At 70.7% G+C, this 23,238-nt stretch carries 18 protein-coding genes and 1 tRNA gene; 4 read left to right on the top strand and 15 right to left on the bottom strand.

Annotated elements, in window-relative coordinates; all coding sequences use genetic code 11:
* Positions 1-86: 86 nt before the first annotated feature.
* The 3 genes from CLV72_RS18015 to CLV72_RS18025 are packed head-to-tail and all read right to left on the bottom strand — an operon-like array spanning position 87 to position 6,825.
* Complete coding sequence (locus CLV72_RS18015) at positions 87-1,700, bottom strand: class I SAM-dependent DNA methyltransferase (protein ID WP_211302935.1); 1,614 nt, start codon at positions 1,698-1,700, stop codon at positions 87-89.
* Complete coding sequence (locus tag CLV72_RS18020) at positions 1,697-3,148, bottom strand: restriction endonuclease subunit S (protein WP_106247619.1); 1,452 nt, start codon at positions 3,146-3,148, stop codon at positions 1,697-1,699. The genes CLV72_RS18015 and CLV72_RS18020 overlap by 4 nt, the downstream gene beginning before the upstream one ends.
* Complete coding sequence (locus CLV72_RS18025) at positions 3,145-6,825, bottom strand: type I restriction endonuclease subunit R (RefSeq protein WP_211302936.1); 3,681 nt, start codon at positions 6,823-6,825, stop codon at positions 3,145-3,147. The genes CLV72_RS18020 and CLV72_RS18025 overlap by 4 nt, the downstream gene beginning before the upstream one ends.
* Before the next feature lie 197 nt (positions 6,826-7,022).
* Between CLV72_RS18025 and CLV72_RS32290 the strand changes: the two genes are divergently transcribed.
* Positions 7,023-7,175, top strand: a complete 153-nt coding sequence (locus CLV72_RS32290) for a hypothetical protein (protein WP_170141019.1) — start codon at positions 7,023-7,025, stop codon at positions 7,173-7,175.
* Positions 7,176-7,198: 23 nt separating this feature from the next.
* Positions 7,199-7,275, top strand: a tRNA-Thr gene (locus CLV72_RS18030).
* 121 nt (positions 7,276-7,396) lie between these two features.
* Here CLV72_RS18030 and CLV72_RS18035 read toward each other — a convergent pair.
* The 3 genes from CLV72_RS18035 to CLV72_RS18045 are packed head-to-tail and all read right to left on the bottom strand — an operon-like array spanning position 7,397 to position 8,404.
* Complete coding sequence (locus CLV72_RS18035) at positions 7,397-7,723, bottom strand: DUF1048 domain-containing protein (protein WP_106247622.1); 327 nt, start codon at positions 7,721-7,723, stop codon at positions 7,397-7,399.
* A gap of 1 nt (position 7,724) precedes the next feature.
* On the bottom strand, positions 7,725-8,081 hold the full coding sequence (locus tag CLV72_RS18040; protein ID WP_106247625.1) for a DUF1048 domain-containing protein: 357 nt from the start codon (positions 8,079-8,081) through the stop codon (positions 7,725-7,727).
* Positions 8,078-8,404: a PadR family transcriptional regulator gene (locus tag CLV72_RS18045; RefSeq protein WP_106247628.1), complete on the bottom strand. Its 327-nt coding sequence runs from the start codon at positions 8,402-8,404 to the stop codon at positions 8,078-8,080. The genes CLV72_RS18040 and CLV72_RS18045 overlap by 4 nt, the downstream gene beginning before the upstream one ends.
* A gap of 144 nt (positions 8,405-8,548) precedes the next feature.
* On the opposite strand from CLV72_RS18045, the gene CLV72_RS18050 reads away from it, so the two are divergent.
* Positions 8,549-9,205 (top strand): suppressor of fused domain protein, encoded by a 657-nt coding sequence (locus tag CLV72_RS18050; protein WP_106247630.1) that lies wholly within the window; start codon positions 8,549-8,551, stop codon positions 9,203-9,205.
* A 93-nt stretch (positions 9,206-9,298) separates the two neighbouring features.
* Here CLV72_RS18050 and CLV72_RS18055 read toward each other — a convergent pair whose 3' ends face one another.
* The 6 genes from CLV72_RS18055 to topA form a co-directional block, all read right to left on the bottom strand.
* Complete coding sequence (locus CLV72_RS18055; RefSeq protein ID WP_106247632.1) at positions 9,299-9,736, bottom strand: hypothetical protein; 438 nt, start codon at positions 9,734-9,736, stop codon at positions 9,299-9,301.
* A gap of 426 nt (positions 9,737-10,162) precedes the next feature.
* A complete protein-coding gene (locus tag CLV72_RS18060; protein ID WP_146159474.1) occupies positions 10,163-10,762 on the bottom strand; it encodes a hypothetical protein in 600 nt (199 codons plus the stop codon).
* Positions 10,763-11,004: 242 nt separating this feature from the next.
* Positions 11,005-12,090 (bottom strand): PQQ-dependent sugar dehydrogenase, encoded by a 1,086-nt coding sequence (locus CLV72_RS18065; RefSeq protein ID WP_106247637.1) that lies wholly within the window; start codon positions 12,088-12,090, stop codon positions 11,005-11,007.
* A gap of 664 nt (positions 12,091-12,754) precedes the next feature.
* Complete coding sequence (locus CLV72_RS18070; protein ID WP_106247640.1) at positions 12,755-13,930, bottom strand: DNA polymerase III subunit delta'; 1,176 nt, start codon at positions 13,928-13,930, stop codon at positions 12,755-12,757.
* Between the two features lie 283 nt (positions 13,931-14,213).
* A complete protein-coding gene (tmk, locus tag CLV72_RS18075) occupies positions 14,214-16,274 on the bottom strand; it encodes a dTMP kinase (protein WP_106247642.1) in 2,061 nt (686 codons plus the stop codon).
* Between the two features lie 242 nt (positions 16,275-16,516).
* Complete coding sequence (gene topA / locus CLV72_RS18080) at positions 16,517-19,192, bottom strand: type I DNA topoisomerase (protein ID WP_106247645.1); 2,676 nt, start codon at positions 19,190-19,192, stop codon at positions 16,517-16,519.
* 169 nt (positions 19,193-19,361) lie between these two features.
* Between topA and CLV72_RS18085 the strand changes: the two genes are divergently transcribed.
* A complete protein-coding gene (locus CLV72_RS18085) occupies positions 19,362-19,547 on the top strand; it encodes a DUF5703 family protein (protein WP_106247647.1) in 186 nt (61 codons plus the stop codon).
* 358 nt (positions 19,548-19,905) lie between these two features.
* Here the strand turns inward: CLV72_RS18085 and CLV72_RS18090 are convergent, their stop codons facing one another.
* The 3 genes from CLV72_RS18090 to CLV72_RS18100 form a co-directional block, all read right to left on the bottom strand.
* Positions 19,906-20,370, bottom strand: coding sequence for a hypothetical protein (locus CLV72_RS18090; protein ID WP_106247650.1), 465 nt, complete (start codon positions 20,368-20,370; stop codon positions 19,906-19,908).
* A gap of 399 nt (positions 20,371-20,769) precedes the next feature.
* Entirely contained in the window at positions 20,770-21,906 is a 1,137-nt protein-coding gene (locus tag CLV72_RS18095) for a chaplin family protein (protein ID WP_106247652.1), read from the bottom strand.
* Positions 21,907-22,235: 329 nt separating this feature from the next.
* Complete coding sequence (locus CLV72_RS18100; RefSeq protein ID WP_106247654.1) at positions 22,236-23,093, bottom strand: chaplin family protein; 858 nt, start codon at positions 23,091-23,093, stop codon at positions 22,236-22,238.
* Positions 23,094-23,238 lie beyond the last annotated feature (145 nt).

The following is a 23,238-nucleotide window of genomic DNA, read 5'->3' on the forward strand; positions in this document are numbered from 1 at the left end:
CCGTTCCAGGGAGCGGACCCCGGTAAGCCCTCACGCCACCGGGAAGCCCGTGCGTGGCTTGGCGGGGAGCGAGAGGGACCGGAGGGCTATTGCTCCTGAGTTGTGCCGTCGTCCGTTGTACCGTCGTGGGAAGTGCTGGTGGTAGCAGTGAAGCCGTCGGTCGTCCTGCTGCTCGCGGCCTTCTTCAAGGCCTGTGCCACTGCGGTGAACTCCGCCAGGGCCGTCTCCAAATCCTCCACGATCTGCTGCGCGATCACGTCTGGGGGCGCGAGCGTCGCGGAGGAGGCGGAGGCCGACTGAAGCACGGTCAGGTCGAGGTTGACCTTGTCACGGGCGATCAGTTCATCGTACTCGTACGATCGGAAACGCTCACTTGGCTTTCGGGCCGAGTAGTCCGTGCCGCCGGAGTGGAACGCGGCGACGAACTCGTCGAGGTGCTCGCGGCGCAGGGCGCGCTGCTTGAGCGTGAAGCGCTGATCGGTGCGGAAGTCGTAGACCCAGAGCCGTTTGGTCGCGGGCTTGCCGCCGGGGCGGGGCGGACGCTTGTCGAAGAAAAGAACGTTCGCCTTGACGCCATTGGCGTAGAAGATGCCGGTGGGCAGACGCAGCAGGGTATGGACGTCGGTGAGGTCCAGCAGGCGACGGCGGATCTCCGCACCCGCACCGCCCTCGAACAGCACATTGTCGGGCAGGACCAGGGCGGCGCGGCCGTTCGTCTTCAGCAGGGTGTAGATGTGCTGGACGAAGTTGAGCTGTTTATTCGTAGTCTGCGTCCAGAAGTCCTTGCGGGAGGTGTACGCCTCGCCGGTGACCGAGCCCACGCCGAAGGGCGGATTGGCGAGCACGATGTCGTAGAACTTGTGCGGCGACTTCGCGAGAGAATCTTGGATGGTGATCAGCGGGCGGGCCTCGGATGTGCCGATGCCGTGCAACAGCATGTTCATCAGCGCCAGCCGGGCTGTCTCCCGGACCAGTTCGTAGCCGGTGATGGCACCTGTCTGGAGCTTGCGTGCCTCGTCGCCGTAGAGTTGCTCTTCGTAGCGCTCGACGATGTGGGCATACGCGGCGATGAGGAAGCCGCCGGTGCCGCAGGCGGGGTCGGTGATCGATTCGCCGGGACGCGGCTGCACGCAGTCGACCATGGCGTCGATGAGCGGGCGCGGTGTGAAGTACTGGCCGGCGCCTGTCTTGCGATCCTCGGCACCACGCTGGAGCAGGCCTTCATAGGCGTCGCCCTTGAGGTCCAGGTTCTCGCGGGTCCAGGTGTAGGGGTCGATCAGATCCTTGATGAGGCGTTCCAGGACGGCGGGCTCGTGGATCTTGTTCTGCGCCTTGGTGAACACCTCGCCGAGCATCGTCCCGCCCTTGCGGCCCAACTGGCGCAGGACGTGCTCGTAGTGGACCACAAGCTCCTCGGCCGACCGACTGGTGAGACTCGGCCAGTCCAGGCCCGGCGGTACCAGCGGCTCCTCCGGCATATTCCGGCGGAACCTGGCCGGCCGGTTGGCACGCTCGTCCGCCATTTTCAGGAAGAGGAGGTACGTCAACTGCTCGACGTAGTCGAGGGTGGAGACGCCCGAGTGGCGCAGCAACTCGCAGTACGACCAGAGCCGGTTGACGAGCGTCGATGTCGTCTCCCCGGCGGAGCGGCGGAAGCCTGGGGCGGTGGCGCTGTTCATGAGGGCGGCGGTGGTGCTCACTGAGGCAGTTCTTCCTGACCGGGCGGGGTGGAGCGCGGCTTACGGGCCGCACGCTTGCGAGGCACCTTCCGGGCGGTCGCGCGCTCGGCGCGGATGCGGTCGAGCAGGACGGAGGCGTGCTCGTTGGCGGGATCCTGAGGGACGAGGATGCCGGTGAAGGCGGCGTTCAGGAGGGCGGCACGAAGGTCCCGAGCATGGCCGACCTGTTCCATTAGTGGCGTTCGGAACTCTTCAACCAGTTCGATACGGGAATTTATCGTCTCGGCGATCTCTTTGCGCGTCGAATCGCATTCTGGAATGGGAATCCTGGCTTCACGGACGACCTTCTGCGAGATGTTACGCATTGAGTCGCTTGTGCCGGTGGCAGCTTCTGAATACTGTGCCCGAACGGCTGGCGAAGCGAGCATATGAACAAGCCAGTTGACATCTACATCTCGCTTAGGAACGAGACGTAGACTTTTATCACTCAACAGCAGCCTTCCACGCGTCGCCCCGACCAGCACAGGAGCACCCACGTAGTCAACAGTGTTTGCTCGACTGACCAATATGTCGCCGCTGCGAATTTCATGAGCAGGATTCGGCTCTCTTTCCGGGGGAATCGCCTTGTTCTCCTCCGGTCGAAACTCGCCCCAAGTCATTGCGCTGACCTTTATAATGCCCCACTCGTCGCGATTTGCGGGGCGCGGGAGACAGGTGAATGACTTTCCCGCTTCAATGTCGTCTAGAACATCGCCAACAGTACCCCACGACCAATCTGTTGGCAGCACGGTACCTACCGGCCAAAGCGCATCGGTTCGGATCGCCTGAACCAAATTTGCCATCCGCTTGCTTGCTATGTTTACCGCATCTTCACCCGCCTCGATATGGCTGATCTGCCGCTCGATCTCGGTAACGATGCGGTGTTGCTCCGCAAGCGGCGGCACCGGAATTTCAATGGATTCCAAATAAGGTCGCGGCACGCGACGTTGGCCGACTGCGCCGGACATGTTCTGCTCTGCATTGGCGCGCACATCACGCTGCAACAAATAGTGCATCAGATACTCGGGGAGAATTGCACCGAAGCTGCGTAGCACATGGAATTCGGTGCTACCGAGAGCGCGTCCGTCTAGTAGCCCTCGGGCTACCGCAATCTTTCCGTTCTCCATGCAGGGTGTAATCTTGGCAAAGAGAACATCGTTCTCCTGGAAGCGAGTCAGCGACTTCTGTTTGAAGTCGCCGTACCGCACTTGACTGGACGCGTCCATACGTCCTGTCTCGGCCTCGACTGCGGCCATGGGAACTTGTGAGATGAAATCATCGTCTCCGGGCTCTTCATCGAAGTAGCGCGGGTTGATATCGCACAGTTCCGCCAGCGTCACCCGAGCCCACCCGCGAGGCAGCTCCCCAGTGCCACCGCCAGGAAGTTCCTCCTGGCCGTCACCGGACTCCGCACCCAGCCCCAGCGTCACGCCCCCAGCTCCCTGTCAAGTTCGTCGAGGATCTTTTCCGCCCGCGTCTCGCCGAAATCGGCGAGGAACCCGTCCGTGCCGTTCCTCTTCGTGAACGGAGCGTAGTCGAGGTCGGCGGTGTCGAAGCGTACACGCTCGATCGTGGCGCCGACGATGTGGTCGAGCCACCAGAGTTCGGTGTCGGTGAAGGTCACGCCCGCTTGTACCTGCCTGGTGCGCCAGGCAGCGTACCGCTCCCGTACCGCCTCCTCGTGCGGGCGCGGCGGTGTGGCGCCCTCGTTTGCGCCGCCTGCCAGCTCGTAGCGCACCAGGACCAGCAGATCGGCCACGGTGCGGGCGGCGGAACGGTCAGCCGTCACGGCCTCGCCCACCTGCTCATAGCAGCGCCACAGCCTCTCTGCTGTCCAGGCACGCGGCGGACGCGCCACGGCCCGCTCCAGGTCCTTGAGGCGCTGCAGGGCCTCGCGGGGCGGTACCGGCGAGTCGGGCGAAAAGGCGGCGGCGAGTTCCGCTATCTCTTCGCGGTGCTCCTTGACGTACGCCTGCCAATCGCGGAGGGTCTCGCGCGCCGTCGACTCGTCCTCCGGGACAGCACCGGCCGACACGAGGGCGTCACGGCTCGTCTCGTCGTACAGGATGTCCTTCGCGCGGCGCATCTCCAGCAGTCGGCTGCGCAGTTCAGGGTTGGAGGCCAGCGGGCGCAGCGCTCGTTCCGTCGCGTCCCGTACGGCCTGGTCGGGATCGAGGCCGACGAGTTCGGCGGCCTCGCGGGTCTTGGCCTGCTCGTCGATTGAGACGGCGTCGACCATATTGTGCACGATGTGCTTCAGCGGTACGCCGCCGGTGAGCCCTTCGATCTCGGCGCGCTCCTCATCGGTCATCTGGATGTCCAGCTTGGCCAGACGAGATGCCAGGGTGGAGATATGGCTGTCCTCCGCGACACCCCGGGCGGTGAGGCGGAGGAGCCTCTCAAGATTGAGGTCCTTCTCCGTGTGCTGCTCCAGCGGACCGGCGTCCACCTTCGGCTTCCGGGTCACGCCCACCGCGTCGACGATCACAAAGCGCGTCTTGGGCCCGACACCCGGCGTGACACGCTCGAACTCGGTCAGCGAGAGGGTACGGGCGCCGCGGCCCTTCATCTGCTCGAAGTAGGCCCAGCTCTTGACGTCCCGCAGGAAGAGCAGGCATTCGAGCGGCTTGACGTCGGTGCCGGTGGCGATCATGTCCACGGTGACGGCGATGCGCAATTGCGGGAGGTTGCGGAAGTCGGAGAGCAGTTCCGCCGGGTTCCTCGCCGCGTGTGTGATCTTCGCGCAGAAGTCGTTGCCCTTGCCGAAGACATCCCGGATTACCTCGACGATCTCCTCGGCGTGGTTGTCGTTCTTGGCGAACACGAGGGTCTTGGGGACGTACATCTCGTCCCACAGCAGCTCGCCGGTCTCTTTGTCGCGCTTGGCGCGATCGGGGAAGATCTCGGTGAACAAGCGCTCGCGGAAGGTATGGATGACCGTGCGCAGCTGGTCCTTGCTGATCACGCCAGCGCCGACTTCCGTCGCGCCGTAGGAGACGTCCTCGTCGAAGTCCTCGTAGCGCTGGCGGCGGGTCCGGCGGTCGCGGACGGGGATGGTGCCGCGTGCGATGACGCCGCCTTCGCCCGTGATCCGCGTCAGGATCTCGTACACCTGGAAGTCGACGTTGACGCCGTCGGCGACCGCCTCCGGGTAGGTGTACTCGCTGACCAGATTGCCGTTGAAGTAGCCGAAGGTCTGCGCGACGGGGGTCGCGGTGAGGCCGACCACGGGTGCGTCGAAGTACTCCAGTACCGAGCGCCACTTGCCGTAGATGGAGCGGTGGCACTCGTCGACGACGATCAAGTCGAAGGACTCGGGTGGGATGCCGGGGTTGTAGCCGACGCGGATGTCACCCGCCACGTCGTACGCGTACTCCTCCTCGCCGTCCTCGCCCTGCGTGGCGGGGACGGTCGCCCCCGTCAGCTCCATGTACAGGCGCTGCACCGTGGAGACGACGACCTTCGCGGACGGGTTCATGCCCTCGGCGCCCAGGCGCTGCACATTGAACAGGTCGGCGAAGGTGCGGTTGGTGTCGGGCGTCGTGAAGTTCTCGAACTCGTTCTGCGCCTGGGCGCCCAGGTTGTTCCGGTCCACCAGGAACAGAACCCGCTCGGCCTGCGCGTACTTGAGCATCCGGTACGAGAACGTGACCGCTGTGTACGTCTTGCCGGCGCCGGTCGCCATCTGGACGAGCGAGCGGGACTGGCCCGTGCCCTGCTGGCCCTGGCTCAGGGCCACGGACCGCTCCACGCCGCGCACGGCCTTGATCTGAGCCGGGCGCAGGGGACGCTCATCCAGATCGGGCATGCGCAGGCGTAGCCTGGCGCGATAGGAGGGCGCCTGAGGGTCCTGTTCGGCCTGGCGGATCCAGCGGGACAGGGTGCGGGGCTGGTGGAAGGAGAAAATCCGCCGACTCCGCGAGTCGGGATCGAGGGTGTTGCGGAAGCGGGTCTCGCCGCCGTCCGACACATAGCGGAACGGGAGTGGGGTGCGCCAGGCGATCAGGCGCTGCTGCGCCTCGGTGGGATTGTCGGCGTACCGGTCGGCCTGGGCTTCAGCGGCCGTCAGGTCGGCGCCCTCTCGCTTGGCCTCGATCACGCCGACGAGTTTGCGCTCCACGTACAGGGCGTAGTCGGCGCGGCCCGCGGCGGTGGTCATCTCGCGGACGGCGACACCACTGCCACGGCGGTCGCCCTGCACATACAGGTTGAGGCTGCCGCCCGCGTCCTGGACGCTCCAGCCCGCCTCGGTGAGCATCTCGTCGATACGGGTGCGCACCTGCGCCTCGGTGAGAGGCTCACGAGCTGCCTGCTCGGCGTTCTCCAGGAGACGGGCACGCTCGGCCACCGCCGCAGACGCGGCGGCGGAGCTCGTCAACTGCTCGCGCAGCAGTCTGGCGTCGGCCGCGGACTGGGCCTGCTGGAGCGCCGCGAGCTGATAATGCATGGCGGCCACTTGACGGGCCAGCTCCTCGCGCTCCGCCGCAGCGTCGGCGAGTTCCTTCTCCGCCGCGAGGCGTGCGGCCTGCTCGGCCTGTGCCTGGGACGCCTGGCCCTCGTAGGTGAGCCGGGCCTCCTCCAGCGCACGCCGAGTCTCCTCCACCTGTGCGCGCAGGGCCGCGTTCTGCGCGGCCGGCGTGCGTGCCGGGTCCGGTGGCACGAACGTGCGCTGTTCGCGGGAGCCGGTGATCAGGCGGTGGTACCAGACACCGAGCCGGTGACAGGTCCGCAGGGCACGGAAGGCGTCGTCCGCGTCGTCGTAGCCGTCGTGGTTGGCCTTGTTGCCGAGGACGCGGACCTCATGGAAGGCGGGCCCCACGTTGCCGTGCAGGTAACCTTCCCTGTCAAGGGCTGCCAGGCGCTCGACCTGCTTGGTCCCGGTGAAGTGGACACGCCCCCTGCGCACCAGATCGGAGGCGAGGGCCTCACCGAACTGCCGGGACTTGATGAGCGAGGTGTTCGGATCGGTGAAGACGTTGGCCTCGGCGCCCGAGCCGTAAGCGACGAGCAGCGGCAGATGGTCGTACAGGAAACCGAAGTTGCGTGACGTCCGGGCGAGCTCGACGAGTCTGGGGGCCGGTGTCTGTGCCGCGTCACCTGCGCTCATTGGAGGGGTACCGCTCTTCCTGGGGTGCTGTACGAAGTGACGTGCCTGGGTTGTTCCGGGTGCGGTGGAGGGAGCATCGAGCCTACCGGCCGGGAGTGCGCTGACGCCAAGCGTTTCGCTGGCGCCGGCCCACGGCCTGCCGGCTCCGCCGCCCACCGAGACGGTGCTATACGTCGTCGGCCGTGCGTGCAGACCGGATGAACCGCGAGGAGTTCTTCGCCTTGCTCGCGGGGCTGGACGAGGAGCGGTGGTACACCGATCTTGTGGTCGTCCTTGAAGATCGCTTGGCCAGGCCACCGCCTGCCTGGGCGGTGAGTTCCAGCGCGTCGCTGATCAGCCGGTCCGCGTGAACGGGGTGAGGAGCCGAGCACCCGCCGCCTTAGCTCAGTCGGCCAGAGCGACGCACTCGTAATGCGTAGGTCAAGGGTTCGATTCCCTTAGGCGGCTCCAGCGGACACACACGTGACCAGGCGCTTCCCTCGTGGGGAGCGCCCTGGTGTGTTTCCGGGGTGCGGTGCTATGCCGTCGCCCAGGAGCGGCCCGGGCGCGCGTCCGCCGGCTCGGCGACGGGTCACTTCTCGGCTGTGCCGTGTTCCGCGCGGATGGACGCCTGGTAGAGGTCCGCGTAGGTGGGTGAGTCCTTGATCAGCTCGTCGGCGAAGGCGGCGACGTCGGTGCCGATGAGGTCGAGGACTCCTCTGTCGGTCGCGGCGCCTTCCTCGAAGAAGTCGACGAGTCCTGAGAGCAGGTTTCCGTCGGCCAGGTCGACCGGTCCGACCTTGAAGAGGTACCGCTGGATCTCCTGGTAGACGATCTGGTAGTCGGGCGGGAGCGCCTTAACCCGCGCCAGGTGCGCACGCCACTGCTTCTTGCCCTGGATGATGTCCTGGACGCCCACGTCAGCCTCCTAGCCGGCCCAGTTTTCTCGCGACCTTGCGGTTCAGTTGTTCGCGCCACCGGTCGCGATGGGTCCGGACGCCTTCCCTGCCGGCCAGGGCGGCGCAGAAGTCGGCGATGTCGTCGTCCAGCACTTCGTTGACGCTCTGGCCGTCGGCCGCCGTCTCTTCGAGCAGCCCGAGGGCGCCGTCGAGAGCGGGGATCAGCTTGCGGCCGGTGAAGTCGGAGTAGGGGGAAAGGTGGCTCTTGATCTCTTCCCACGCCGCCCGGTGGCCGGCCGGCAGTGCCTCGGCCCGGGATTCGAAGGCCGTCCATTCCCGGGTGATGTCGCCGCCCGACATGGTCTCCCAGAGATTCATCCTCCGCCCTCCCTGAGCTTGTCGATTCGTGATGAGAGGTACTCCCATTTCGTCCAGAACCGCGCGAGTTCCGCGCGTCCCGCGTCGTTGAGCGCGTAGAACTTGCGCGGCGGCCCCATCCCGGACGGTCGTTTCGTCACCCGGACGAGACCGTTCCTCTCCAGCCTCAGCAGGATGGTGTAGACCGTCCCCTCGACGACATCGGCGAAGCCGAGGTCGTTCAGCCGGCGCGTGATGGCGTAGCCGTAGGTCTCCTCGCCGCCGATGATCTCCAGCACGCAGCCCTCGAGTGTGCCCTTCAGCATCTCCGTCAGGTCGTCCATCGCGCCCCCTCCTCAGTACTTTGTAACACCGAGTACCGCTATAAAGTAGCACAGAGTACTGAAGTCCACTCCTGTTCACGGTTCCCGTTGACCCCTTGCGGCCATGTCCGGTGGTCCGTGCGGGGGCGCTGCTAGCGTCGCCGGATGCCTCAGGATGATCACGAGCAGGACGCCGCAGCGCCCGGATGGGACGCGCTCGGCGCCGCGCTCAGCGAGTTGTACGGCGGCGCCGAGCCCTTGGGCGACTTCGCCCCGGAGGTGCCCTACATGCTGGGCGGCAAGGAGCCGCTGGACGCGGTACGCGTCTACGCCACGAGCGACCCCGTGCCGCACTGGCACCTGGTCGGCTTCGGGCTGTCGGAGCTGTACGAGAAGACCGGCTCCGACCCGGAGTTGTCGGGCTTCGGGATCGAGTTCAGCATCCGGGTCGCACGCGGCCCGGACGAGTCCGCCCCGCCCGGGTGGCCGGTCATACTGCTGCAGCAGCTGGCCAAGTACGTCTTCGCCGAGCGCCCCTTCGCCCCCGGGCACACCATCCACGTGGCCCGCGGCACCTTCGGCCAGGGACCCGGGCAGGAGGGCCCGGCGCCCACCCTGCTCGCCGCGCTGGCCTTCGACATCGACCCCGAGCTGGGCGTGGTGGACACGCCCAACGGCGCCGTCGCCTTCCTCCAGGTCGCGGCGCTGACCGAGGCCGAGTACGCCGCCGCCCGTGGCGGCAAGGCCCTGGAGGTGCTGGCGCGCGTCGCCGAACAGGTGCCGCTGCACGTGGTCGACCGGGAGCGCGCGAGCGTGCTGTGAGGGGCACGGGTCCGGGCGGGTGGCGCGCCACGGGGCCGCCCGCCCTGACAGTGCCGGGCGCCGTTTCTCCGCGCCGCCGTCGCCCCGCGGCGGCTACTCGGGCACGTTCTCGTCGCACCACTCGTGCAGCAGGCGGAAGCCCTCCTCGGCGTCGCCGCCGGAGTCGGCACGGAAGTGCTCTTCGGCGATCTCGCGCAGGGCGGGCTCGGCGTCCTCGGCCAGCGCGGCGGACATGACCTCCATCTGCAGCATCATGGAGTCGGCACCGGCGATGCCGCCGCCCTCCGGCGCCCCCTCCGCCTCGCGGGCGCGGGTGCAGATGTTCTCCGCCGAGTCCGGGTCGACCTCTGCCGGGCTCTCCGAGGGCGACGCCGACGGGCTGGGCGACGGCGGGACCGAGGACATCGATGGCGACGGCGACTGCGGCGTCGGGGAGGGCCCGGCCGCGTCCGGCTGCGCTCCGCCGCACGCGACCGCCGCCGAAAGGGCGGTGACCGCGATCGCGCCGCCCAGCACACGGACCATCGTCATCGGACACCTCGCGGATTCGGGCGCCCCACGGGCGCGATCGGGCGTCGAGCCGACCCTACGGCCGCCTGCCCCGCCACCGCATCGACCACGGCCACTGGCGGCCACCGATCGTGTAGTGCCGGGCACTTCGGGTACGGCGGCCGCGCCCGGACTCCGACGTCGGACGCCGCGTCAGAGCCGAGCCGCGTCGGCTGCCGGTGCCGGTCGTTACGGTGCGGCGCGTCCGGCGGGTTCACGGCTTCGAGCGGTGACCCGATACCGGACCGGCGGGTATCGGCCCTGGTCATGGCTGTGCGGAGTTCCTTGAACACCGGTGACCGGGCTGGTGGCGGGTGAGGAGCACCGGAACGGACCGACCGGTTCGCGAATCACGGCTGGCAGTGGCGGATGGCGAGCAGGCTGGTGGTGTCGGCCTTCGTAGCCGGGTCAGGCCGTGCGCCGACGGGTGGCGGCGAAGCGCGCCGACAGCAGCGCGGCGGCGGCCACGGCCGCCGCCACGACACAGATCTGGATCCCCGCCATGAGCGGGGCGGCGGCCAGGACACCGTTGCCGCGCGGGAGGAGGACGGTCTCCGTCACCGCGCCGACCGGAACCGTCAGCCCGGCGAGCAGGCCCACCCAGCCGGAACGTGCGGCGAGGGCGCCCACGGCACCGAGGCCAGGGCCGAGGACCAGGCTCACGGCCAGCCAGGGCCGGCCCTGATCGAACAGGCCGAAGGGCTCCGGCCGCAGGACGGCGTCCGAGGCGTAGTAGGCCACCGACGCGGCCAGCAGGGCCGACATTCCGGCGGCCGCTCCGCGTCCGAGCGCTCCGGTCAGGCGCCCGGCGACGACCGCCAGCCCGGCCCACGCCCAGCCGGCGTTCAGCACCAGGCTCACGACCAGCGCGGCCGACGCCCACAGGGTGCCCGTCAGCGGCGCGCCGAGGTCGTTGTACGGGCTGGACACCGCGTTGCTCAGCGACGACACCGCGCCGAAGGCCAGCCCCAGGACGACGATCAGCACCGCCTTCACGATATTTCTCACGCTATTAGGATAGTAGTGGCGCGATATGCCGTACCGAAAGGGACGAGCAGATGAGAGGGCCAGGTGGCATCGCGGTCCTTGTCCCGCCCGGAGTCGCGAAGGCCGTCGCGGAGCTGCGCGGGGCCTTCCAGCGCTTCCGCGGCGGACGGGTCCTCGCGACCGGTGGCGTGGGATGGCTGATCCGTGCGTCGGCCGCCGCGGGCGCGGGCCGCTCCCGCGCGGGGAGCGGCCCGGCCACGGCGCTACAGGCCGATGTGGAGGATGCGGTCGTCGCCCGGCCTGGGGGTGCCGAGCTGGTCGTGGTTGCTGGTGGTGAGCCACAGGCCGCCGCCAGGGGCCGGGACGACGGTGCGCAGCCGGCCGTACTCACCGACGAAGAAGTCCTCGCCGGCGCCCACGCCGTGGCGGTTGATGGGGATGCGCCACAGCCGCTGGCCGCGCAGGCCGGCGATGTAGATGACGTCGTCCACGATGGCCAGGCCGCTGGGGGTGGCCTCGGCCGGGGAGCGCTGCCAGAGCGGGTCGATGAAGCGGGGGTCGCCGGCCGCGCCCTCGACCTCGGGCCAGCCGTAGTTGCCGCCGGCCCGCACCAGGTTCAGCTCGTCCCAGGTGTCCTGGCCGAACTCCGACACCCAGAAGCGGTTCCTGGAGTCCCAGCCGAGGCCCTGCACATTGCGGTGGCCGATGGTGTAGATGACGGACGAGGGGTCGGGGTTGCCCGGGGCGGGCTCCCCGTCGGGCGTCATGCGCAGGATCTTGCCGGCCGGGTTGTCCGGGTCCTGGGCGATGGCCGGCTGCCCGGCGTCGCCGGTGCCCGCGTAGAGCATGCCGTCGGGGCCGAAGGCGATTCCGCCGCCGTTGTGGCCGGGGCCGCGCTCGATTCCGAAGAAGATCACCTCAGGCGGGCCGAGCCTACCGAAGCGGTACTCCATCCGGACGATCCGGTTGTCGGTGGCGGAGGTCAGGAAGGCGTAGACGTAGCGGTCGGTGGCGAAGTCGGGCGAGAGCGCGAGGCCCATGAGCCCGCCCTGGCCGCCCGGCGCCACTCCGGGCACCGTGCCGACCACGTCGACGGTGCCGGACGGCGAGACGCGCAGCACCTGCGCGGTGTCGCGCTCGCTGACCAGCGCGTCTCCCGAGGGCAGGAAGGCGACGCCCCAGGGGATGCGCAGGTCGCGGGCGACCTCGCGCTCGACCTCGGGATCGGGCAGCCCCGCGGGGGCGGCGTGGGCGGTGGACGGGGCGAGAAGCAGGCTCAGCCCGAAGATCGCGGCCGCGACTGCGGCGAGAGCCCGTCGGGCGGCGGATCTGGAGTGAGAGGACGGCATACCTAACCTCCACATTCAGTTGGCCGCCCAAGATTAGGTCGGCCCACCGACAGCCGCCAGACACGAACGCGAGGACGGCCAGGAACGGTCATTGGCCGGAAAACCGGGACAAAACAGCCTCGCGGAACGACGCGGTCGGAGCTTCGCCGCTCACCCTGCGCGCCGACCGCCTCACCCGGCGGCCGTCAGGGCAGGGGGCACCGGGCGGCCCGGTTCAGCGGCATCGACGCCGTCACCTTCGTGCCGAGAAGCGCGACTCCGAGCGCGCTGATGGGACGCAAGCCCACAGCACGGCACCGCCGATCGCGCCTTCTACACCATTCCGCCCCACCACCTCCGGCAGCCGTCCACAGGTTGGGGACCGCGTGCCCACTTGTCCACAACCCACGGGTAACCGCTGACGGTGCGCACGGTGTCGCGCGAGAATGGTTACAGGGGTGCCTCCCCAGGGCGGGAGGGGGCTGCGCCCCGGGGGCCGACAGCGCGACGGCGTCTCCGTGCGACAGTGCGGAACCACACCCCCATAACAGCGGTCGATACCGCCCCCTGGGCGACAGCGGCGCAGGCCGCACGCCAATGGCCGACGCATCGCGTCCGCCGGGGGAGGGACAACGCGGACCCGAATCCCGCCCAAGCCCGAAACGGCGCCCCCCCACGCCCCGACCTACCCCGTGAACAGCGCCGTCGTCATCGCCTCGGCGGCGATCTGGGGGTGGACGTTGGCGGCGATGCGGCGGCGGCAGCGCATGACGGCGTCCAGGCGGCGCAGGGTCGTCTCCGGGGATGATGCGCCGGCGACGGCGCGGACCCGGGCGGGGTCGGCCGACAGCTCCACGTCGGCGCCGAACTGCACGGCGAGCACGTCGCGGTAAAAGGCGGCGAGGTCGAGCAGGGCCAGGTCGAGGGAGTCGCGCTTGATGCGGGTGGCGCGCGACTTCTGGCGGTCCTCCAGTTCCTTGAGGGCTCCGGCCGCGCCGCGCACCGCCTTCTGCACGCCTTTGCCGGTGGCGCCCTCGCCGAAGGCCTGCCGCAGGGCGGTGCGTTCGGCCTCGTCCAGTTCGCCGCTGGTGGACGCCGCGTCGCGCTCGGCCGCCTGCACCAGGTCGGCCGCGGCCAGCATGGCCGAGCCGAGCGTGTCGACCTGCCCGGGGATGTCCAGGACGGCCAGGCGGCGGGTGCGCGCCTCGTCGTCGACGGCCAGGCGCCGGGCGCGGCCGATGTGCCCTTGGGCGGCACGCGCGGCCTCGGCGGCGGTCCGCTGGTCCACCCCCTCGCGCCGCACCAACAGTTCGGCTACAGCGCGGTTCGACGGCGTGCGCATCCGCACCAGTCGGCAGCGTGAACGGATCGTCACCAGCAGGTCCTCGGGCGCCGGGGTGCACAGCAGCCACACGGTCCGGGGCGGCGGCTCCTCGACCGCCTTGAGCAGCGCGTTCGCCGCCGCCTCCGTGGCGCGGTCGGCGTCCTCGAACAGCACCACCTGGAAGCGCCCACTCGTCGGCGACGACGACGCGCGCAGCACCAGCGAGCGCGTCTCCTTCACACCGTAGGAGAGTCCGGCCGGACGCACCACCCGCACGTCGGCGTGGGTGCCGGCCAGCACCTGGTGGCAGGCGTCGCAGTGGCCGCACCCGGCGTCCGGGCACTGGAGCGCGGCGGCGAAGGCGCGGGCGGCACTGGACCGGCCCGAGCCGGGCGGGCCGGTGAACAGCCACGCGTGCGTCATGCCGGTGCCGGGGCCGCCGCGCAGCTGGTCGGCCGCGGCCAGTGCGGCGGCGCGCAGGTCGGCGACGACGGCGTCCTGGTCGACCAGGTCGGCGAACACTCCGGCTGCGGTCATGCCCTCGATCGTACGCAGCGAGCCGAGGGGACGCGCCCGCCTTGTCCGGGACGGCCGACGACGCCGGACGGCGAGCGAACCGCGCGGACCGGCCAGGGTGCACGGCGAGTCCCTTGCCTCAAACAGGCAACGAGCACCTGACCGCCGCCAGCAGCGGAACCACCGGCCGCCCCATCAGAATTCGACCAGCGAACAACCCCACACCAGACGAAACACGACGCCGAGGCGCACCCCCGGCCGGAGCGGACGCCACGCGCCCGCCCCTCCGCGCCCCGTCTCCCGACTATTCGATCTTGATCGCCGGGAAGGTGGTCGTCGCCTCCTCGGAGCTGTCGGGCACCGGGTCGGGCAGGATGCGGCGCACCTCGTCCTGGATGGCGCGGGAGACCGCCTCGGCCGGCTCGCTCGCGTCGACCACGAAGTAGCGGTCGGGCTCGCTGCGGGCGCGGGCCTGGAAGCCGGAGCGGACGCGCTCGTGGAAGTCCTCGGACTCCGCCTCCAGCCGGTCGGCGGGCGCGCCGCGCCGGGCGGAGCCCTCCGACGGGGGCAGGTCGAGCACGATCGTGAGGTCGGGCAGCAGGTTGTCGGTGGCCCAGCGGTTCAGCCAGACGATCTCGTCCTCAGGCAGCTGGCGGCCGGCGCCCTGGTAGGCGACCATCGAGTCGATGTAGCGGTCGGTGACGACCACGGCGCCGCGCTCCAGCGCGGGCCGGATGACGGACTCGACGTGCTCGGCGCGGTCGGCGCAGTACAGCAGCGCTTCGGCGCGCGGCGACAGGCCCACGTGGTTGCGGTCGAGCAGGATGGCCCGCAGCCGCATGCCGACCTTGGTGGCGCCGGGCTCGTGGGTGGCGACGACGTCGTAGCCCTGCTCGCGCAGCCAGATGGCGAGCAGCCGGGCCTGGGTGGACTTGCCCGCGCCCTCGCCGCCCTCCAGTGCGATGAGGGTTCCCGAGGTGCGCTTGGCGGCGACGTCGGGCGGCGCGCCGCGCACGGCGGTGACGACGTCGGCGATCAGGGAGGTGCCGCGGCGGTCGTCCATCTGGGTGTAGGAGTACCAGCCGACCAGCAGGGCGATCGCGGCGCCGACCAGCAGCACCACGTTGGAGCCGCCGAAGGTGAGCGCGATGTCGGCGCCGAGGCGCTGGGTGCGGTTGGGGATCAGGCCGCCCAGGATCGGCCCGGCGGCGACGGCGACCATCAGCACGACCTTCGCCATGGCCTGCAGGAAGGCGAAGGTGCGGCCGCGGATCTCGTCGGAGACCTCGGTGCCGAGCAGGGTGAGCCCGATCATCCACGCGATGCCGGCGCCCGCGCCGACGGTGCCGGTGAGGAAGGCGGCGATGACCATGTTGGGGATCAGCGCCATCAGCAGCAGCGCGACGCCCGAGGCGGCGATGGCGAGGCCGAACAGGCGGTAGCGGCTGAAGTCGCGCACCACCCGGGGCGCCACGAACATGCCCAGCGCCATGCCGGTGAAGACGGAGCCGACCAGGATGCCGAAGCCGGCGTCGCCGGCCTGCAGCAGGGTGACGTAGAGGCGGGCGACGCCCACCACCAGGCCGCCCGCCGCGAAGGCGCCGAGCATGCCCACCAGCAGGCCGCGCACCACGGGGGTGCTGGCGGCGAAGCGCCAGCCGTCGACGATCTGCCGCCACACCGATGGCTGCCGCTCGCCCTCGGTGGGCTGCATCGGCGGGATCGGCAGTCGGAAGACGACCAGGGCGGCGACCAGGTACGTGGCCCCGTTGAGGAACAGCGCGATGTCGTTCTGGTTCAGCGCGAAGTCGGGGAAGAGCCGGACGGAGACCGTGCCGACGGTGGCCAGCAGCGTGTAGAGGCCGGCCGCGATCGGCATGCTGCCGTAGGTGGTGACCAGGAAGAGCCGGTTGGCCTCCTCCAGGCGCTGGCGGGGCACCAGGTTGGGGACCGTCGCCTCCTTGGCGGGGGCCCAGAAGAGGGAGACGGTCTGCGCCAGGAAGTTGGCGATCAGCAGCCACCACAGCTCGCCGACGAGCGGCATCGAGATGTAGAGGAGGGCTCGGAGGATGTCGCCGACGACCATGTTCAGCCGCCGGTCGAAGCGGTCGGCGAGCGCGCCGGCGATCGGGCCGAGGACCAGGGTGGGCAGCAGCTGGACGACGACCACGGCGCTGACCGCGGTGCCCTGCAGCCAGGCCGCCTGGTCGGCGGTGAGCATGGCCGCCATCGACATCAGGGCGAGGAGGCTCAGCCAGTCGCCGAGGCTCGACAGCGACAGCACCAGCCAGAACCGGCGGAAGGGCTTGATCGCCAGTACGGTGCGAGGCTCGCCACGCGCCTCGGATCGTCCAGATCTGGTCATTGCGTCAGCGTATCGAGTAGAACGGCGTGTTTAGCGGGGTTCGATGATGTAGTACCCCGCGAATATCGGCGCGCACACACGAAGCGCAGCCTACTGGGCCCGTACGCGCCCGGGGCACGATGTCATAACACTGCCCGGCGGGCCCTCTACGGCCTGTCGCCGCAGCGCACGACACCGCCGGCGAAGCCCCGAACCCCCCGGACGACGAAACGGGCGGCTGACCGCCGCCCGACTCCGTCCGGCTACTTCGACTTCGCCGACGCCCGCTTGCGGGTGGTGGTGCCGTTCTTGGACTTGGCCTTCGGCTTGGCCGGAGCCTTGGCGCGGCGCTCGGCCAGCAGTTCGGCGGCGCGCTCGATCGTCACCGTCGCCACGTCGTCGCCCTTGCGCAGCGAGGCGTTGGTGGCGCCGTCGGTGACGTAGGGGCCGAAGCGCCCCTCCTTGACCACGACGTCCTGGCCGCTCTCGGGGTCCTTGCCCAGCTCGCGCAGGGGCGGCGCCGCGGCGGCGCGGGCGCGGCCGCGGGCCTTGGGCTGCGCGAACAGCTCCTTGGCCTGCTCGATGGTGACCGTGAACAGCTGCTCCTCGGTCTCCAGCGAGCGACTGTCGGAGCCCTTGCCCTCGGCGCCCTTGCGCAGGTACGGGCCGTAGCGGCCGTTCTGCGCGGTGACCTGCTCGCCGTCGATCTCGCCGACCACCCGGGGCAGCGAGAGCAGCTTCTTGGCGTCGTCGAAGGTGACCGTGTCGAGGGTCATCGACTTCAGCAGCGAGCCGGTGCGCGGCTTGGCCGACTTCGGCGCGTCCTCCTCCAGCACCTCGGTGACGTACGGGCCGAAGCGGCCGCTCTTCGCCACCAGCATCCGGCCGGTGTCGGGGTCGACGCCCAGTTCGCGCTCGCCGCTGGGCTGCGCGAACAGCTCCTCGGCGCGCTCCACCGTCAGCTCGTCGGGCGCGAGGTCCTCGGGGACGTTCACCCGCTGCTCGTCGCGCTCCAGGTAGGGGCCGTAGCGCCCCACCCGGATGATGATGTCGCTGTCGGCCAGCGGGAAGGAGCTGACCTCCTTGGCGTCGATGTCGCCGAGGTCGGTGACCAGCTCCTTGAGCCCCTCGTCGCCGTCCTCGCCGTAGTAGAACCGCCGCAGCCACGGCACCCGCTGCGCGTCGCCGCGGGCGATGTCGTCGAGGATGTCCTCCATCCGGGCGGTGAAGTCGTAGTCGACCAGGTTGTCGAAGTGCTTCTCCAGCAGGGTGACGACGGCGAAGGCCAGGAAGGAGGGCACCAGCGCGGAGCCCTTCTTGAACACGTAGCCGCGGTCCAGGATGGTGCCGATGATCGACGCGTAGGTCGACGGCCGCCCGATCCCGCGCTCCTCCAGCTCCTTGACCAGCGACGCCTCGGTGTAGCGGGCCGGCGGGCGGGTGCTGTGGCCCTCGGCCGCCAGCTCCACGGCGGTGACGGCGTCGCCCTCGGCCAGCGGCGGCAGCCTGCGCTCGCGGTCGTCCAGCTCGGCGTCGGGGTCGTCGGAGCCCTCCACGTAGGCCTTGAGGAAGCCGTGGAAGCTGATGACCTTGCCGGTGGCGCTGAACTCGGCCTGCTCGCCCGCGTTGGAGGCCCCGACCATCCGCACCGACACCGACTCGCCGACGGCGTCCTTCATCTGCGAGGCGACGGTGCGCTTCCAGATCAGCTCGTACAGCCGGAACTCGTCGCTGCGCAGCCCCGCCTCGGCCGGGGTGCGGAAGGTGTCGCCCGCCGGGCGGATCGCCTCGTGCGCCTCCTGGGCGTTCTTCACCTTGCTCTGGTAGGCCCGCGGCTTGTCCGGCACGTAGCTGGAGCCGTACAGCTGCACGGCCTGCCCGCGGGCGGCGGCGATGGCGCCCTCCGACAGGGTGATGCTGTCGGTACGCATATAGGTGATGTGGCCGTTCTCGTACAGCCGCTGCGCCACCTGCATCGTGTACTTGGCCGAGAAGCCGAGCTTGCGCGACGCCTCCTGCTGGAGGGTGGTGGTGCGGAACGGCGGGTACGGCGAGCGGCGGTACGGCTTGCGCTCCACCGAGCGCACCGTGTAGTTCGCGCCCTCCAGCCGCCCGGCCAGCGCGCGCGCCGCCTCCTCGTCCAGGTGCAGCACGGCCTGGTCGCGCAGCTGCCCGACGGAGCTGAAGTCGCGCCCCTGCGCGACGCGGCGGCCGTCGACGGAGACCAGCGCGGCGCCGAAGACCGAGGGGTCGTGCTCGGCCACGCCGGTGTCGAACTGGCCCTTGATGTCCCAGTAGTCGGCCGAGCGGAAGGCGATCCGCTCGCGCTCGCGCTCCACCACCAGCCGGGTGGCCACCGACTGCACGCGGCCCGCCGACAGCCTCGGCATGACCTTCTTCCACAGCACCGGCGAGACCTCGTAGCCGTAGAGGCGGTCGAGGATACGGCGGGTCTCCTGGGCGTCGACCAGCCGGAGGTTCAGCTCGCGGGTGTTGTCGGCGGCGCGGCGGATGGCGTCCTTGGTGATCTCGTTGAAGACCATGCGGCGCACCGGCACCTTGGGCTTGAGCACTTCGAGCAGGTGCCAGGCGATGGCCTCGCCCTCGCGGTCCTCGTCCGTGGCCAGGTACAGCTCGGAGGCGTCGGCCAGCAGATCCTTGAGCTTCTTGACCTGACTCTTCTTGTCGGCGTTGACGACGTAGAGCGGCTCGAACTCGTGCTCGACGTTCACACCCAGCCGCGACCAGGGCTCTTTCTTGTACTTCACCGGGATCTCGGCGGCCTTGGTGGGCAGGTCACGGATATGGCCGATACTGGACTCGACAACGTAACCACGGCCGAGATATCCGGCGATGGTCTTCGCCTTGGTCGACGACTCCACGATGACCAGGCGTGTCCCCCCGCCCGCGTCCCCTGCGCTGCCTGTCCTGGCTGGCACGCTGTTCCACCCTCTACTAACGTCCGGCTATGTCGTCATCCGCTACAGCCATCCGCGGCCGTTCCGGATTCCCCGGCGCCCCGGCGCCCCTTTGACGTTAACCCGCCCCGCGACCGCCGGATGCACCTGCGGTCCAACTCACACCTCGAGCAGACGCAGAATAAGCGCAATGCTGGAATATGAGTACCAGTCACTCCATCTGCCGCGCGGCATGTCGCGCGATCTGGCGCGGCAGGTCCTGACCCGTCATGCCGAGATCGGCGACTGGGAGTTGGACCGGCTCCGACTGTATCCCGATGGAAGCCGCCGGGTGACACTCCGTCGCAGGATCATCAGACAGGTCCGCACCATGTGAAACCGCGCACCGCGTGTTCCTCGGCGCGTCGCGGCACGCGAACGGGCCCACCGGCGTGCCGGTGGGCCCTGCCGCCCCGCCGGCCCGGCCGCGCTCCGGGCCGACGGTGCCTTGTCTCGGTCCGCCGCTCCGGCCGCGCTCCGGAATCGGCGGTGTGTTCTCTCGGTCCGCCGGTCCGGCCGCGCTCCGGGCCGACGGAGGGTCGTCTCTGTCTCTGTCTCGGTCCGCCGGTCCGGCCGCGCTCCGGGCCGGCGGTGTGTTCTCCCAGTGCGCCGCTCCGGCCGCGCTCCGGAACGGTGTGCGCTTCTTCCCTGTCCGCCGGCCTGGCCGCGCTCCGGGCCGGCGGCGCGGTCTGCGGCTAGCGCCCGCCCAGGACCGCGCCGAGTCCGCCCAGCGCCCCGACGGCGCGGGACACGGACTCGCCGGCTGGCAGCTCCGAGAGGTCGGTGGTGACCCCGTCGAAGCGCACGTGGTCGGCCTGGAGGCCCTCGCGCAGGTTCAGCCCCTCCACCTCGGGCAGCTCGACGCCGACGGCGTCGCCCAGGCTCCGGTCCGGGCTCGACCCGGTGGTCCCGGTCGCTCCCTGGAGCTGCTCGTCCAGCACCACGGCGTTCTCGTACACCGCTGACGCGGTCTCGCCGAGCACCATGTGCGCCGGGGCGGGCAGGACGCGGACCACGTCGGCGACGAGCGCGTTGCCCGCGACGCCCTCGACGGTGTCGGCGGCGCTCAGCGTGTCGGCGCCGGCCGCTCCGGCGCCGAACACCAGCAGGCCGGCGGCCACCACGGTGGCCACCGCGGACTTCTTCACCCAGTTGTTCATCGGATTCTTCCCTTCACTGACTTGCGTGGACGGTGTAGACGGGTTGTGATTCGCGGCGCGCCGCGCACGCGCCGGAAGATCGGGACGGGGATTCGGGGACCGGCGGCCGGCGCCGGCCGCGCGAGGTGTCGCGGGGCCCGCGTCGGCCCCGGTCCGGTCGGTGCGCCCTCCCGCCGACACGGGGTCACGGTGCCGGAGGAGTGCGGCGTGGCGGGGGTCCGGGCCTGTGGCGGCCCGGGACCCGCGGACCTGGTGGTCTGACTTGGATGTGATTCCTTGATTCGGTGGTACGGCCGGGCGCCGGCCGCCACGGCTCCGTGCCCCGTGCGCGCCGTCGAGCCGCGCTCTCAGCGGCGGGCGGCGGAACGGTGAGCCGTCAGCGGCGGAGCCCGGTCGCCGCTACACGCCGCCCAGGCCGAACAGCGACAGCAGGCCCAGCAGGTCGTCCGTGGTGGGCAGCTGGGTGACGGGCTCCTCCTGCTGGAGCTGCGGCGTCACGGCGACGTCGCTGACCTCCGCCGTCTCCGCCACCTGGCCGAGCCCGGTCGTCAGGTCGTCCAGGCCGCCCAGCGGGGTCTGCACGGCGTTCTGGCCGGGGTGCAGGTCCACCGGCGAGCTCATCGGCAGGGTCTCCGACAGGCCGGTGCCCGACACCAGGCCGCTCACGGTGCCGACCGCGCCCTGCGCGGGCTCCGGCAGCACGCCGGCCGAGTCGTGGACGGGAGCGGCCACCCGGTGCCAGGTGCCGGACTCGTCGACCACGACGGCGGCGGTCTCGTCGGCGGTGGCGGCGGCGTTGGACAGCACGGCCGAGACCGCGTTGCCGCTGATGTTGGCGGCGACGTCGATCGGCGCCGCGATCTGGTTGCCGCCGATGATCGAGCCGCTGCCGTCGGTGTCCAGGTCGACGTCCTCCTCGCCGCCCCAGCCGCCGCTGTCGTGCAGCACGGCCGCGCCGGTGTCGTCGGCGGTGGCCGCCGCCGAGCCGCCGACGAGCGCCACGGCGTTGCCGGCGATGTTGGCGGCGGCGTTGACGGGAGCCGCGATCTGGTTGCCGCCGATGATGGAGCCGCGGCCGTCGGTGTCGAGCTCCAGGTCCGCGTCGTCCTCGTACCGGTCGCCGCTGTCGTGCACGACGGCCGCGCCGGACTCGTCGGCGGTGGCCGCCGCGTTGGACAGCACACCGGACACGGCGTTGCCCGTCACATTGGCGGCGACGTCGATCGGCGCGGCCACCTGGTTGCCGCCGAGGATCGAGCCGCGGCCATCGGTCTCCAGGTCGACCTCGTCGTCGTCGAACACGGCCGCGCCGGTCTCGTCGGCGGTCGCGCCCGCCGAGCCGCCGACCAGGCCGACGGCGTTGCCGCTGATGTTGGCGGCCGCGTCGATCGGCGCGACGACCTGGTTGCCGCCCAGGATCGAGCCGCGGCCGTCGGTCTCCGCCTCCAGGTCGGCGCTGGAGATCCCGGCGCCCAGGGCGACGAATCCGGCGGTGAGCAGCGCCAACTTGGCGGAGCTCTTGGCCCACTTGTTCATGTGGGTGTTCCTTTCGGACATTCGGATGGGTTGACCTGCATGGATGGGTGCAGGCGAGCTGCGGCGGCCCCGCGCCGCTCCCGGTTGGAGCGGCGCGGTCGCACCGCGTCGATGGATCCCGACCGGCCGCGGCGCGTCTGGACGACGCGGGGGCTGGCCGGGGGTGCGGGCGCGTGGTGCGCACCTGGTGGGTGCGCGGTGGCCCGCGAATGCAGCCGCGGTCATGGCGTGACCCGGCTGACGTGAACCCCGCTACCGCGCAGCGTGGCTCACGTCAGCCTCCCGACCGGCCGAGCGGCCGGGAAGCGGACGGGGTTTCGGATGGTGCTTCAGTCCTGGGCGGCGCGTCGGCGCCGGCGTGCGAGCAGCAGCAGCGCGCCGCCCGCGGCGGTCGCGGCCGCCGCCGCGGCGGCCAGCAGGCCCACCTGGGCGCCGGTCACCGGCAGGGTGCCGGGTTCGGCGGGCCGCTGCGGGCCGTCCGCCGGCGGGGGCTCGCCGGGGCCGTTCGACGGGGTCGGGGACGGGGATTCGGGCTCCGGCTCCTCCTCGGGCGTCGACGGGTACGGCGTCGGCGAGGGGGACGGGTCGGGGTTCTCTTCCGGGTAGGCCGGGGGCGCCGAGGAGGACAGCGCGTCCTCGCAGGCCGCCGCGGAGATGCCGAGGACCGCGACGGCGTTGCCGCAGACGGTGGCGGCCGCCTCGATCGGGATGCTGATCTGGTTGCCGCTGGCGATTCCGCCCTGGCCGTCGGTCACCATCTCCCGCTGCTCGGCGACCAGGACCTCGGTGACCGCCTGGCACTCCGCGGCGGAGATGCCGATCGCCGCCAGGGAGTTCCCGCAGATCAGCGCCTCGATGTCGACGGGAACGTAGATCTGGTTGCCGCTGCCGACGCCGCCCCGCCCGTCGGTCTCCAGCTCGGGGTCCCCGGCGCCGTCCGTCCCGCCGCCGCGTCCGGCGTCGTCGTCGGCCGCCTCGCAGGTGGCGGCGGCGGAGCCGCCCACGGCGACGGAGGCGCTGCACACGGTCCCGTCGACGTCCACGGGCACGCTCACCTGGTTGCCGCTGATCACGCCGCCCCGCCCGTCGGTCTCCAGCTCGTCGGCGTGGGCGCCGGGCGCCAGGGCGCCGGCCAGGCCGGCCGCGAGGACGGCCGCAGAGGCTGCGGTGTACAGCTTCCTACGCATGGTGATGCCTCATTTCAGACGGGACGGGCGCGGTTTCGGGGAGTGCGGCCGCTGAACGCGCGGTTTCCGCATCGGACTGGCGGGGCCACGCCGCGGACCGGTGCCGGCACGTGACGACCAGGCCTTTCCGGCTCCGGCGCGGCGT

Source organism: Allonocardiopsis opalescens, assembly GCF_003002095.1.
Classification (GTDB): Bacteria; Actinomycetota; Actinomycetes; order Streptosporangiales; family Streptosporangiaceae; genus Allonocardiopsis; species Allonocardiopsis opalescens.